Origin of the sequence: Microcystis sp., assembly GCF_048564745.1 — a bacterium.
Lineage (GTDB): Bacteria > Cyanobacteriota > Cyanobacteriia > Cyanobacteriales > Microcystaceae > Microcystis > Microcystis ichthyoblabe_A.
Genome location: NZ_JBLZRT010000050.1, coordinates 1 through 12,328, shown reverse-complemented (window position 1 = coordinate 12,328; position 12,328 = coordinate 1). Strand labels below are relative to the sequence as shown.

Annotated in this window: 14 protein-coding genes; 7 read left to right on the top strand and 7 right to left on the bottom strand. The window is 43.6% G+C overall.

Features of this window, described 5'->3' with window-relative positions; genetic code table 11:
- Positions 1–980 (bottom strand): photosystem II q(b) protein (gene psbA / locus ACOCD9_RS07685; RefSeq protein WP_419546982.1); only part of this gene is annotated, 980 nt, incomplete at its 3' end.
- A 185-nt stretch (positions 981–1,165) separates the two neighbouring features.
- Between psbA and cynS the strand changes: the two genes are divergently transcribed.
- Complete coding sequence (gene cynS / locus ACOCD9_RS07680) at positions 1,166–1,603, top strand: cyanase (RefSeq protein ID WP_287704544.1); 438 nt, start codon at positions 1,166–1,168, stop codon at positions 1,601–1,603.
- Positions 1,604–1,968: 365 nt separating this feature from the next.
- Here the strand turns inward: cynS and ACOCD9_RS07675 are convergent, their stop codons facing one another.
- Together ACOCD9_RS07675 and ACOCD9_RS07670 are read right to left on the bottom strand one after the other, a co-directional pair.
- The gene (locus ACOCD9_RS07675) at positions 1,969–3,780 is read right to left on the bottom strand and encodes a sodium:solute symporter family protein (RefSeq protein ID WP_287704542.1); all 1,812 of its coding nucleotides are present in this window, start codon (positions 3,778–3,780) and stop codon (positions 1,969–1,971) included.
- A 44-nt stretch (positions 3,781–3,824) separates the two neighbouring features.
- Entirely contained in the window at positions 3,825–4,193 is a 369-nt protein-coding gene (locus ACOCD9_RS07670; RefSeq protein ID WP_419546980.1) for a hypothetical protein, read from the bottom strand.
- 153 nt (positions 4,194–4,346) lie between these two features.
- On the opposite strand from ACOCD9_RS07670, the gene ACOCD9_RS07665 reads away from it, so the two are divergent.
- Complete coding sequence (locus ACOCD9_RS07665) at positions 4,347–4,520, top strand: hypothetical protein (RefSeq protein WP_002791720.1); 174 nt, start codon at positions 4,347–4,349, stop codon at positions 4,518–4,520.
- Positions 4,521–4,531: 11 nt separating this feature from the next.
- Here the strand turns inward: ACOCD9_RS07665 and ACOCD9_RS07660 are convergent, their stop codons facing one another.
- Together ACOCD9_RS07660 and ACOCD9_RS07655 are read right to left on the bottom strand one after the other, a co-directional pair.
- Positions 4,532–5,134, bottom strand: coding sequence for a chromophore lyase CpcT/CpeT (locus ACOCD9_RS07660; RefSeq protein WP_419546978.1), 603 nt, complete (start codon positions 5,132–5,134; stop codon positions 4,532–4,534).
- A 77-nt stretch (positions 5,135–5,211) separates the two neighbouring features.
- Positions 5,212–6,237 (bottom strand): cyanophycinase, encoded by a 1,026-nt coding sequence (locus tag ACOCD9_RS07655; protein ID WP_419546976.1) that lies wholly within the window; start codon positions 6,235–6,237, stop codon positions 5,212–5,214.
- Positions 6,238–6,457: 220 nt separating this feature from the next.
- Here ACOCD9_RS07655 and ACOCD9_RS07650 point away from each other — a divergent pair, with 220 nt between their 5' ends.
- A complete protein-coding gene (locus tag ACOCD9_RS07650; RefSeq protein WP_419546974.1) occupies positions 6,458–7,606 on the top strand; it encodes a substrate-binding domain-containing protein in 1,149 nt (382 codons plus the stop codon).
- A 205-nt stretch (positions 7,607–7,811) separates the two neighbouring features.
- Here the strand turns inward: ACOCD9_RS07650 and ACOCD9_RS07645 are convergent, their stop codons facing one another.
- On the bottom strand, positions 7,812–9,041 hold the full coding sequence (locus ACOCD9_RS07645) for a site-2 protease family protein (protein WP_419546972.1): 1,230 nt from the start codon (positions 9,039–9,041) through the stop codon (positions 7,812–7,814).
- A 63-nt stretch (positions 9,042–9,104) separates the two neighbouring features.
- Between ACOCD9_RS07645 and ruvA the strand changes: the two genes are divergently transcribed.
- The 4 genes from ruvA (at position 9,105) to ACOCD9_RS07625 (ending at position 11,488) form a co-directional block, all read left to right on the top strand.
- Positions 9,105–9,734, top strand: coding sequence for a Holliday junction branch migration protein RuvA (gene ruvA / locus ACOCD9_RS07640; RefSeq protein ID WP_419546970.1), 630 nt, complete (start codon positions 9,105–9,107; stop codon positions 9,732–9,734).
- A 310-nt stretch (positions 9,735–10,044) separates the two neighbouring features.
- Positions 10,045–10,530, top strand: a complete 486-nt coding sequence (locus ACOCD9_RS07635) for an allophycocyanin subunit alpha (protein ID WP_002744263.1) — start codon at positions 10,045–10,047, stop codon at positions 10,528–10,530.
- A 79-nt stretch (positions 10,531–10,609) separates the two neighbouring features.
- Positions 10,610–11,095: an allophycocyanin subunit beta gene (apcB, locus tag ACOCD9_RS07630; protein WP_002738786.1), complete on the top strand. Its 486-nt coding sequence runs from the start codon at positions 10,610–10,612 to the stop codon at positions 11,093–11,095.
- A 189-nt stretch (positions 11,096–11,284) separates the two neighbouring features.
- The gene (locus ACOCD9_RS07625; protein ID WP_002739162.1) at positions 11,285–11,488 is read left to right on the top strand and encodes a phycobilisome linker polypeptide; all 204 of its coding nucleotides are present in this window, start codon (positions 11,285–11,287) and stop codon (positions 11,486–11,488) included.
- Between the two features lie 52 nt (positions 11,489–11,540).
- Here ACOCD9_RS07625 and msrB read toward each other — a convergent pair whose 3' ends face one another.
- Positions 11,541–11,957 carry a peptide-methionine (R)-S-oxide reductase MsrB gene (gene msrB / locus ACOCD9_RS07620; RefSeq protein ID WP_419546968.1) on the bottom strand — a complete coding sequence of 139 codons (417 nt, stop codon included), beginning with the start codon at positions 11,955–11,957 and terminating at the stop codon, positions 11,541–11,543.
- Positions 11,958–12,328: the final 371 nt, after the last annotated feature.

Below are 12,328 nucleotides of genomic sequence, written 5' to 3'. Positions count from 1 at the left end.
CCGATACCAGCGCGGTTCAGCACATCGGCCCAAGTACCGATTACACGACCTTGAGAATCGAGAATCGACTGGTTGAAGTTGAAACCGTTGAGGTTAAACGCCATGGTGCTAACACCCATTGCCGTAAACCAGATACCGATTACCGGCCATGCACCTAAGAAGAAGTGCAGAGAGCGGCTGTTGTTGAAAGAAGCGTATTGGAAGATTAAACGTCCGAAGTAACCGTGAGCGGCAACGATATTGTAGGTTTCTTCCTCTTGACCGAATTTGTAACCGTAGTTCTGAGATTCGATTTCAGTGGTTTCACGCACTAAGGAAGAAGTTACTAACGAACCGTGCATCGCGGAGAACAGAGAACCGCCGAACACACCGGCAACACCTAACATATGGAAGGGGTGCATCAGGATGTTATGTTCTGCTTGGAACACGAACATAAAGTTGAAGGTTCCAGAGATTCCTAAAGGCATACCATCAGAGAAAGAACCTTGTCCGATGGGATAGATTAAGAATACAGCAGTAGCGGCGGATACAGGTGCAGAGTAAGCAACACAAATCCAAGGACGCATTCCTAAACGGAAAGACAGTTCCCACTGACGACCGAGGTAGCAGAAGACACCTAGTAAGAAGTGGAAAATGACTAACTGGTAGGGACCACCGTTGTATAACCACTCATCTAAGGAAGCTGCTTCCCAGATGGGGTAGAAGTGGAGTCCAATCGCGTTGGAAGAAGGAACAACCGCACCAGAGATGATGTTGTTTCCGTAGAGTAGAGAACCAGCTACAGGCTCGCGAATACCGTCGATATCTACAGGAGGAGCGGCGATAAAGGCGATGATGAAGCAGGTGGTGGCGGTGAGCAGGGTGGGGATCATGATCACACCGAACCAGCCGACATAAAGACGGTTGTTGGTGCTGGTGATCCACTGGCAGAACTGCTCCCACAGGGAAGCGCTCTCGCGCTGTTGTAGAGTTGTAGTCATGGTTGGATAATTTCTGTATGTATTAGATTGTCAAGGTTCGTTGTTTGACATGAGTTAATACTATCGGCTTTTTATAGTTATGTAAAGGGGTTTTAAGAAATGTTTTTTTATCAATGTCATAACTTTTACTTATATAATTGATGTTCAGGTAAACTAGAAGCAGACAAATTCTGCAAAAATAAGCGATGATACCCGAAATTACTGCAAAACTATTGGAAGCGAAGAAGGAAAAAGGACTGAGTTTCGCTGACCTAGAAGCGATTCTAGGACGAGATGAGGTGTGGATTGCTGCTGTTTTTTACCGGCAAGCGAGCGCCTCCCCAGAGGAAGCATCGAAAATTGTGGCAGCTTTGGGACTGGGAACCGAAATCGTCGCATCCTTAACCGAGTATCCTGTCAAGGGATTAGGTCCGGTTGTCCCCACCGACCCCCTGATTTATCGTTTCTACGAGATCATGCAGGTGTATGGAATGCCTCTAAAATTGGTGATTCATGAAAAATTCGGCGATGGTATTATGAGTGCGATCGATTTTACCCTCGACGTGGATAAGGAGGAAGACCCTAAAGGCGATCGCGTTAAAATTACCATGTCGGGTAAGTTTTTATCCTATAAGAAGTGGTGAGTCCGGCTAAAGTCAACGGTAAGGGATTTCTATTCCTTGCCGCTTTTGCTATTTTTCTTAACAAAACTTAACAATTGACAGCAAAATTTTGCTTGCTTTTTTCGGCAGATTTTGGGATAATCTTTTTAAAAGAGTTTACTAACAATGGAAATCCAAAGAACCGAAGCTAAACACAACAGTCCCATTGTAAGAGAATCATAACCCAAGCCGCCGCAAAAGTCAAGGGATATCTCCTAATTCAGTGATTAGTAAACAGTAATCAGTAATCAGTGAAAAGACAGTAGGAAACTGGCATTTGATGAGGCTCACTTAATCCATACTGCACACTGAAAACTGAAACCTGAAACCTGATAACTGATAACTGCCTAACCTAAATCTCGGTCTTTAGTGACGGTAATTTCCTTAGATAAATGTCGATACCAAGTAAAATAGAGACCGATGGAAAGCAAAAGAAAAACCAAAGCCAAAATCTTCAAACTTTGCCACTGCTTGATGATTAAAACAATCCCCATCATAAAGAGGACTAATTGCCAAGGAACGGTAAGAAAAGCGGCGATGATATCCCGTTGATTTTCCGCTTTAATTTTTGCCTGTAGGTTAGGTTTAACACTTTGACGTACTTCTCCCCAAAAGCCAAAAGGTCGGGTAACATTATAGAAATTTTCCATGACTAAACTATCGGTGGGAGGAGTTAACAAAGTAGCGATAATACAGCCAGCTAAAGCGAACAAACTCGGCACAAGAAAGAGAATATATTCCTGATATTGACTGTGACGAAAGAAAGGTAAAATTATCATTTGTGAGGCAATAGCCGCAATCATTCCCGCTAAAGTTCCCACAGCAAAACCATAACCATTAAAGCGCCACCAATACCAACGTAATAGGAGAGGAACTGCTAATCCCACCCCTAATCCCGTGGTCAACCAACCCCAAATATCATTGACATTTTGGATATTAAAACTCAAAACTAAGCCAATTACTACCACAAAAATCGAGGCCAGACGACCTTGAAAAACTAACTCCTGTTCTCCCGCATTTGGTTTCAAAAAAGCTTGATAGATATCTTTGACCCAATAGGCAGCACTAGCATTAATAACTGCGTTAAAAGTGGACATAGCTGCCGCTAAAAAAGCAGCAATTAATAACCCTTTCATCCCCACAGGAATGTATTGAGTAATCACCGTGGCCAGAATTCTTTCTGGGTCTGTAATCGTGCCTTCGGTTAAACCGTAGTGAATACCTAAAACCGCAAAAGCTGTGACTAAAGGCCAACGGAAAGAAAGCAAAATAATCCAGAATAAAGATAATAAACCGGCATCTCGATCGCTTTTGGCGGCTAGGTATCGTTGTAACATATAACCACCGCTGCCGCTGCAACCTTCGATGATGGTTTTAACTAAATAAAAGAAAATCACCCCACCAAACAAATTAAAGATGGCATAATCTCCGGGTAAATCCAAAGTCATCGAAGGAAAAATACTAGCCCAGTCGCTTAAATTCCAAGTTTTTGGCTCCGCTGCCCCCGGAATTGCTACCGTGAAACTATCAGGAAGATTGACAGTAAAAAAAGCCACTGTCGATACATAAATTACCGCCACAAAAATCAGAAATCCTTGAAATAAATCGGTAATTACCCCACCATAAAAACCACTGGCCACCGTATAAATTAAGGTTAAAAGAATTAATATCACCGAAGCAAGACGATCATCCATACCCAGAAACTGCCCTAAAAATTTCCCCCCCGCAACGGAGAAATAACTCATCGCACCGATAGAGAATAAGAGAGTGGCGACGGCGCTAATAATTCGGGCAAAATTCCCCTGTTTTCCAGTTCCAAAGCGAAATTTCATCCATTCCGCCATGGTCATAACTTGGGCGCGGCGATTCCATTTGCCCATAAAAGCCATGAGAAAGGCCATAATTAGGACAACACCGCCCCGGATTTCGATAAATAGTCCTTTAGGACCGACCGCGTAAATTAGGGCAGAAATGACCATAGTTCCCGCTAAATCGGTGTTAGCCGCCATTCCCGACACCCCTAACATCCACCAAGGCAAATTGCGATTACCTAAAAAGTAGGATTCTAGACCTTGAGAAGCTTTTTTCTCGGCGATAATCCCGATTATTAGGGTTGCTGCCAGATAAAGCAGCACAATTACATAATCAATTAACTGCATAGTTTCAAATCAATTTAACTTTCGATCGTTATAGCATCAATTGACTACGATTTCTGGCTAACGGTTTCTTTTTCTAAGATTTGCACCCGTTGCTCCAGCTTTTTTAAATCTTCCTTTAGTTCAATTACTAAAGTGGCTAAACGCTGGAACAATGGGTCACTTTCCCCGACTACTTCCCCATTTACTATACCCGTTCCCGATCGCCGTTGGGGAATCGGAGCGGCATTTTCCCCGCGGATGGTGATTCCTCGGACCTGACTTTCAAGGCGCTCGACGCGATTGCGGAGACTAATTAACTCCGATCTTACCGCCGTATCCGATTGTGCCTGGCTGGCATTAACAAAACTCAGTATTAGCAAAAGGGAGATAATCAGCGTTAAAAAGCCAGAAAAAGAGATTTTAGCTAATTTCATCGATTTTACCCCCTATCTATCTGACCCGACTTAATGTTAAGAAACGTGGCTAAATCTAAAGCTTGATTGCAATTCCGCCCCCTGGTGATTAGTTGCTCAAAAGAGGATGATAAGGTAAAAAGCACGATTTTGTCGAAATTTGGCCTTATCTCTATGTATAAAAACTCAGATAAAGATTTTCTCGGAGCGGCAATCACAGCCGGTTTAGGTGCAGGAATCGTCACTTCTTTTGCTGTCAATCAAGGACAAGACATCGGTACAGCTTTAGGAATTACCGCTTTAGCGGCTCTTTGCGGTGTCATCTGCCGTCATTTTGACCTAATGTGATGCAATCTTCCTCACACCTCCAATTCTGCCGAAAAATCCCGTTTTTTCTCGTATTGATAGGGACCGAGCAGAGCGCCCCAAATTCCCTTACCAGTGCCGGGATCTAGGCCTTTATCGTAGGTTTTTAGGCTATGACTCGTCACCTCGAAACCTAAAGCCACCTGATAGGTTGTACCCTCATAGGTAAATTGACAGCGCTGTTCCGGTTGCGGTTGGGCGATAAACTGGTATTGATTATCAGCGAGAGTATTGACTTTGACCGATAAAGTGCAAGTAGGCAGAAAAGTTAGGTCTTCTAAGCTAATTTTTCGCAAAATATCGGGATTTTTGCCCGCACCTTGCACGGATTTCAGGTCATTAAACATATAATGCCTAACCTCTAACCCTGCCGATTCCGAGCGCATTAATCGCCACAGTCGCGGTCGGTAGGGTTGGTCTAAATTGATTATACTTGCCTGTTCGGCAAAAAGAGCGATGCTGTCTTCCCGAAATAAAGGCAGCGGACGCAACCATAAGCGCAGGTGAACGTACCACACCGGTTCTGCTTGCGCTTGCCGTTGATTTTCAAATTCACCCGCGAGATACTGACCAAAAGTGATTAATTCAGGGGTCATAGCTCAAAAAATTCTCCTTATTGCCTCAAAATTAATCCTAACACCCATAGAAATCACTTTTTTGACAAAAATGACCTTCAGGCTACCGGAACCCGCTTAAACCCAGCTATTCCCCCTTTAGTGTACCAATATTCCCAGCCACCGCCAGCAGCACTAGACCAATCCTTGAGGTCAAATTCACCGCTGCCAGAGGGAGTTCCTGCGATGCGATAGACTTTCACCGCTTGACCGTTATTATTCCAGATTAAAGGCCGATCCGGCTCCATCTGTTCGGGTAGAGTCCTGTTAGTTTGCAGAAAATAGGCATCTTGTCCCTTATCGGTGCCGTTGCCATAGACTTTGGCGATACCATGCTCATCGATCGCCAGAAAAGCTCCTTCTTCTAAACCGATAGCGTAGGCAGGTAGTTGATTGTGATTATCGTGTACATTACGGGCTAAAAAACCAAAAAGGCGACCATATCTTGTTTCGGGATGATCTTGATTGAGTCGATCCAAATGGGTATCTGTCACCACTTTTTTGAGAAAAGGAACCCGAATAAAATCACTCCGATAGAAGTCTTTAGTGTTGAAGTGAAAGGGATTATTTAATATTTCTGAACTCAGTACTCCTTCGTGAGTAGGCGCATAGTAAAAATCCCCCAGAATAGCCATTCCTGCGCTGGTTCCCGCCACGGGAACTTTTTTCTCATTGATCAGATAATTGATCGCTGTTTCCACCTTTGTGCTTTCCCACAAATCCTCGTACTGATTTTGATCACCACCGGCAAAAAAAAGAATATCGGCATTACGAATATATTCGATAACATCAGGATGATTTGCCCCTTCACGACTATCAATTGATAGTTCCGCCGCCGAGCCGATCAGGGAGGGATAATTGTCGCAAATCCAATCGGCTTGACTGCCAAGATCGCCAAAGCGCAACACTAAGTAATTGCCGCCTTTAGCTCGATTTAATAACCATTTTGTCGCCTGATCTTCTCCTAACTTACCTTCTTCCGCTCCCCCGATTAATAAAATACCCGATCGATGTTTTACCGACTGAAAATTGGCTTGTCCACAACGACAAGAATAATGGAAATCTCGATCATGATTGTTGGACATGGTCTTATACCCTCGCCCCTTAGCTTACTGCTTCTATCCTAGCTTCAACTAGGACAAAATCAGAGTTTTCTACCATAAAAGTTAACAACAAAGCCGATCTATAGCTGAAATCGGTAGCGGCAAAACTCCCTAGTTTACATTCTGTTAAAAATCGTCCTATAATAATTTAAGGCTAGAAACTGGCAATTATTACTGTTGAAGTTGAAAATCGGCGGGCGATATGTTAAACAGACGTTCTTTTTTGCAAGGATTAGGTACAATCGCCTTAGCGGGGGGTTTAAGTGGCTGCGCTTCCAGAAGCGGCGACCCGAGCATTTTTCTCCTATCCGGTTCGATTCCGCCGCGATTACTAACAGATTTTCAGAAAACTATTGCCGAAAAAAAAGTCAATTTTCAGTCGGAAAGGCAGCTGAAAGAGCTATTAAAATTGTTGGAAAAATGGTTGAAAAATCAGGAGCAACCAGCCTCACAATTTCCGATTCCTATCCCTTTTACGGAACAAAAACCAGCGATCGGTAATTTAGTCACCCTAGGAGATGCTTGGCTGGGAAAAGCGATTACCAACGGTTTAATTCAACCCCTAGATACTTCTCAACTCTCTAATTGGTCAAAACTGCCCCCCCGTTGGCAAGAAAACATGACTCGCAATGCCCAAGGACAACCGCAAACAGAGGGGAAAGTCTGGGCTGCGCCCTACCGTTGGGGAATGACAGTAATTGCCTATAATGAGGAAAAATTCGCTCAATTTGACTGGCGACCACAGGATTGGTCTGATCTATGGCGACCGGAATTAACTGGTAAAATTGCCCTAATTGATAATCGTCGCGAAGTCATCGGTTTAACCCTAAAAAAATTGGGTTATTCTTATAATTCTAGTGATTTAAAACAAGTGACGGCACTAAAAGACCAGCTATTCGCTTTACAGAAACAGGTAAAATTTTATAGTTCTCAACATTATTTACAACCCCTGATACTCGGTGATGTCTGGCTGTCTGTGGGTTGGTCTAATGATATTTTACCAGTTGGCGATCGCTATAATAAAATTAAAGTTGTTGTCCCCAAATCTGGCACTTCTCTCTGGTCAGATGTTTGGGTAAAACCAGTTTTAACTACTCCTAATTCTCTTGTCCAGCAATGGATTGATTTTTGTTGGCAACCAGAATCCGCTACTAAAATTTCTTTATTTACCTCTGGATTATCACCCCTAATTCTCACTGAAAATCCCGACCAAATTTCCCCAGATATTAGAAATAATCCTTTACTTGTCAATCCGGAAGCGATCAAAAAAAGCGATTTTTTAAACCCTTTATCGCCAGAAACTGAGCAAGAATACGAGCAGTTGTGGCAAGCAATGCGACAGTCAGTATAGTCATACTAACTTCGTTGAGTACAGGCTACTTATGAGGACAGGCAACAGGCAAAAGGCAACAGGCAACAGGAGGAATAAATAATCAGTCTTTAATAACTGGATTTGGTATCAGGAGATACTAGAAAAATTCTGTGAGAATATTGAGGTTAAAAATACATTTACCTAACTGATAACTGATAACTGATAACTGCTCACTGATAACTGATTAAGCGGTTTGACTTTGGGTTTCTTGAGCGAGAAAAGTCAGGATAGAAGCTTTCTCAATTAACCCCAAAACCGTGCCGTTTTCTTCTACCACTGTCACTTGAGATAAATTTTCTCCTTCCAAAATTTTCACCACATCTAGGAGGGAAGTATGAGACAAAACCAGTTTAAGACTTTCGCTAGTTTGTAATAACTGGCCGATATTTACCTCTGTCCATTGGGAAGTGGGAATCGTTTTCAGAGCCTCTACATTAATCACCCCCAATAGTTTACCTTCGCTATCGGTAACTAGGAATTTAGACCATTGTTGTTTACCGATAACATAATTATTAGCAAACTCGCGCAGGGTTAAATTAATCGGAACTACAGGACTATTAGGAGAGATAACATCTTTAGCGGTGTAGCGACTTAGGAAATCTTGAACCTTAGCTGATTGAGCGGAAAAGCCAGCATTTTGTAGGAGGAAAATGCCAATTAATAGCGTCCAAAAACTGCCAAATTGAGTGATTCCGAGAATTGATAGCGCACCGATGACAATCGCTAACCAACCAAAAAATTGACCGAAACGACTAGCGAATAAAACCCCTTTATTGGGATTGCCTGTTACTTGCCAAACGATAGCTTTAAGGATATTACCACCATCTAGAGGTAAACCGGGGATCAGGTTAAATAAACCCAGAGCGAGGTTGATATAGGCAAGCAGAGAAAGAATCGCCGCCAGGGGCGCGCTTAAACTAATATTGAGACCAACAATTAGGAAAATACCGAAGAGCAGTAAACTAACTAAAGGGCCGGCAATTGCTACTAGAAAAGCTTCTAGGGGAGTTTTCGATTCTCTGCCGAGAGTTGCCAAACCACCGAATAAAAAGAGGGTAATTGATTTGACTTCAATACCTTGAGCGATAGCAACAAAACTATGACCTAATTCGTGGGCAACCACGGAGGCAAATAGGAGAATAGCGGCAAAAAATCCTAAGAGCCAGGGCATAATTCCCGTTAACTGGGGAAACTGACTTAATTCTCCCCCATAGGTTAAGGTAATTAACCCCAGAACAAAGAACCAAGAAGGATTAATATAAAAGGGAATTCCAAAGAGATTCCCGACTCTAATGTTGCCATTCATTTTGTATCTTCTCCAATTATGGGGGACTAACGCCAAGAAAATTAGGTTATCAATTGCGCCATTCACTTCTGTTAACAATTGTAACAAAAATGAAAATTTCTCCGGCATTCTTTCAGGGAGTAAAAACCGTCATCACTGTGGTTCGGTTATTTTCGTAGGAGAATTAAATCAATGATTAATTATTTACGGGGACAAGCGATCGAGGTGCTCAAAACCCCCAATAACCGACTGATCTTGATTTTAGACGTAAACCAGATCGGTTACGAAATCCAAATTCCCTCGCGATTAGCCCTAGACATCGGCAAAGATAACAATGATAGTCGTCAGATTTTTACTCACCTACTCCTTCGCGAGGAGCAGCCTTTATTGTACGGTTTCGGCACCGCCCCAGAGCGAGATCTGTTTCGTCAACTGCTTTCCGTCAATGGGGTTGGGGCGCAATTAGCCCTAGCTTTAATCGATACCTTGGGGATTGAGGAACTTGTGGTGGCGATAGTGACAGGAAATACTAAAATTTTGAGCAAAACCCCCGGAGTCGGCTTAAAAACAGCAGAAAGAATCGCTTTGGAGTTAAAAACTAAATTGGCAGCATGGCGACAGCTAAAAGAAGCGACGACGACAACCACGGCAATGTTACCGGCAGCGGAGATCCTCGAAGATGTGCAGATGACCCTTTTAGCTTTAGGATACAGCCAAGAGGAAATCGATCGAGCTATCGCAGTCCTCAGTCAAGATGCTTTATTTAGTAAAAATACTCAGCCAGAAGACTGGATTAAAGGAGCAATTAATTGGCTAGGTTAAATCAGGAGGCAGGAGACAGAAGGCAGAAGGCAGTTTCATTTATTCTCCCCACAGCCCACAGCCCACAGCCCACACCCCACTCCGGCGCTCCCCACTCCGGCGCTCCCTTCTCAGGGCAAATGTTAAAAAGTATTACGAAAATATTGAGAAGGTGAACCAGATGCCGCAAAATAGTTGCGTTAGGTCGCTCTAGCTAGGGAAGTCTTGAGATGCTAAGGCGGAAACGAGATAACTTGAGCTTAGTGACCACAACTGCTATAAAATGTCAGATTAAGTTTATTAATCTCACTTAGTTGGGAGGAATCCATCAATGAGTATCGTCACGAAATCGATCGTGAATGCTGATGCTGAAGCTCGTTACCTCAGCCCCGGCGAACTAGACAGAATTAAAGCCTTCGTTACCAGTGGTGCCGCTCGTTTACGCATCGCTGAAACCCTGACCGGCGCTCGCGAAACCATCGTCAAACAAGCTGGCGATCGCTTATTCCAAAAACGTCCTGACATCGTTTCCCCCGGTGGCAACGCTTACGGCGAAGAAATGACCGCTACCTGTCTGCGTGACATGGACTACTACCTACGTTTAATCACCTACGGAGTAGTTGCTGGTGATGTCACCCCGATTGAAGAAATCGGTTTGGTCGGTGTGCGTGAAATGTACAAATCTTTAGGAACCGACATCGGTGCCGTAGCTCAAAGCGTTCGCGAAATGAAAGAAGTTGCTACTGGTCTTATGTCTTCTGACGATGCTTCTGAAGCTTCTTCCTACTTCGATTACGTGATCGGCTCTATGTCGTAGAATAACTCCTTTGTGAATTGTTCTAGACACACCCCTCGTAAACCTCTTAAGATTAAGCAAAACCCAAGGAAGAACCACCATGCAAGACGCAATTACTTCTGTTATCAACTCTGCTGACGTTCAAGGCAAATACCTTGACGCTTCTGCTCTCGGCAAACTGAAAGGCTACTTCGCCACCGGTGAACTGCGCGTGCGCGCCGCTAGTGTCATTAGCGCCAACGCTGCTGGTATCGTTAAGGAAGCTGTCGCGAAGTCCCTGTTATACTCTGACGTAACCCGTCCCGGTGGTAATATGTACACCACCCGTCGCTACGCCGCTTGTATCCGTGACCTCGACTACTATCTCCGTTATGCTACCTACGCTATGTTAGCTGGAGATCCTTCTATCCTCGACGAGCGCGTTCTCAACGGCCTGAAAGAAACCTACAACTCTTTAGGTGTACCCATCTCCTCCACCGTTCAAGCTATCCAAGCGATGAAAGAAGTCACCGCTAGTTTAGTCGGTGCTGATGCCGGTAAAGAAATGGGGATTTACTTCGACTACATTAGCTCTGGCTTAAGCTAGAAATAACGAACTCGGACAAAATAGGTTCGGGAAGCCGAGGATGAGTGCTAGGTCTTTAAAGGCTGAATCTGTCCAAGATAGGTTTTGACGAGCTAGTATTGATCCTTGACTCCCGACCTTTGTTATTTTAGGAAAAAGCCTTCGTTAGTTTGAGCGACAAGTTTTTCAGCGATTAGGAGAAGTCAATCCATGCGGATGTTCAAAATCACCGCTTGTGTTCCTAGCCAAAGCCGCATTCGGACACAACGGGAATTACAAAATACCTATTTTACCAAACTCGTTCCCTACGATAATTGGTTTCGTGAGCAACAACGCATCATGAAAATGGGCGGCAAAATTGTCAAAGTGCAGTTAGCTACTGGCAAACCGGGAACTAATACAGGTTTACTGTAATCGGCTGCCACTAGAACTTAAAAAAAGAGGTCTTTCCAGACCTCTTTTTGCTTTAGGGATTTTTTTCAAACTGCAAAGCGGCAGAGTTGAGACAATAGCGTTTTCCCGTCGGGGGTGGACCATCATTAAAAACGTGACCGAGATGAGCATCACAGGTGGCACAAAGAATCTCTGTCCGCACCATGAAAAAACTAACATCTCGTTCATACTTAATATTAGTCTCGTTAGCAGCAGTCCAGAAACTCGGCCAACCAGTACCCGAATCATACTTGCTGTCCGAAGTAAATAACTCCGTACCACAGCAGACACATTTGTAAATACCTTTTTCCTTATTATCGTGATATTTACCCGTAAAAGCCCGCTCTGTTCCCTTTTTGCGGGTAACTTGGAACTGTTCGGGAGTTAGCTGGGTCTGCCATTCCGCCTCGGCTTTACGAACTTTTTCTACCATAGTCAGGACAACCGCCATTATGATTAAATTTCTCTTTTTAGTCTAACCTGAGTTCGAGATCTGGTTTTTTTTCATAAACATGAAGTATGACCTGATTTGGCATCGGCTTCTGATGACGGACTCCCAAAAAGGAAAACTTGGCTAGGAAACCCTATAAACTTAGCATAACCTCAGCTTATCAATGGTATAAGTAACAATAGTTTCAAACCCCTTTACAAACCGATACAAAGTCTTTAAGATAGAAACATCATCAATCGTACCTCGATAACTTAATAGGAATCATAAACCAATGACCACCACTCTACAACAGCGCGAGAGCGCTTCCCTGTGGGAGCAGTTCTGCCAGTGGATCACCAGCACCAACAACCGTCTTTATGTCGGCTGGTTCG

Excerpts from the sequence above, each read along its gene's own strand:
- cynS (WP_287704544.1), top strand. The coding sequence starts at position 1,166 with ATGATACCCGAAATTACTGCAAAACTATTGGAAGCGAAGAAGGAAAAA.
- ACOCD9_RS07675 (WP_287704542.1), bottom strand. The coding sequence starts at position 3,780 with ATGCAGTTAATTGATTATGTAATTGTGCTGCTTTATCTGGCAGCAACC.
- ACOCD9_RS07670 (WP_419546980.1), bottom strand. The coding sequence starts at position 4,193 with ATGAAATTAGCTAAAATCTCTTTTTCTGGCTTTTTAACGCTGATTATC.
- ACOCD9_RS07665 (WP_002791720.1), top strand. The coding sequence starts at position 4,347 with ATGTATAAAAACTCAGATAAAGATTTTCTCGGAGCGGCAATCACAGCC.
- ACOCD9_RS07660 (WP_419546978.1), bottom strand. The coding sequence starts at position 5,134 with ATGACCCCTGAATTAATCACTTTTGGTCAGTATCTCGCGGGTGAATTT.
- ACOCD9_RS07655 (WP_419546976.1), bottom strand. The coding sequence starts at position 6,237 with ATGTCCAACAATCATGATCGAGATTTCCATTATTCTTGTCGTTGTGGA.
- ACOCD9_RS07650 (WP_419546974.1), top strand. The coding sequence starts at position 6,458 with ATGTTAAACAGACGTTCTTTTTTGCAAGGATTAGGTACAATCGCCTTA.
- ACOCD9_RS07645 (WP_419546972.1), bottom strand. The coding sequence starts at position 9,041 with ATGCCGGAGAAATTTTCATTTTTGTTACAATTGTTAACAGAAGTGAAT.
- ruvA (WP_419546970.1), top strand. The coding sequence starts at position 9,105 with ATGATTAATTATTTACGGGGACAAGCGATCGAGGTGCTCAAAACCCCC.
- ACOCD9_RS07635 (WP_002744263.1), top strand. The coding sequence starts at position 10,045 with ATGAGTATCGTCACGAAATCGATCGTGAATGCTGATGCTGAAGCTCGT.
- apcB (WP_002738786.1), top strand. The coding sequence starts at position 10,610 with ATGCAAGACGCAATTACTTCTGTTATCAACTCTGCTGACGTTCAAGGC.
- ACOCD9_RS07625 (WP_002739162.1), top strand. The coding sequence starts at position 11,285 with ATGCGGATGTTCAAAATCACCGCTTGTGTTCCTAGCCAAAGCCGCATT.
- msrB (WP_419546968.1), bottom strand. The coding sequence starts at position 11,957 with ATGGCGGTTGTCCTGACTATGGTAGAAAAAGTTCGTAAAGCCGAGGCG.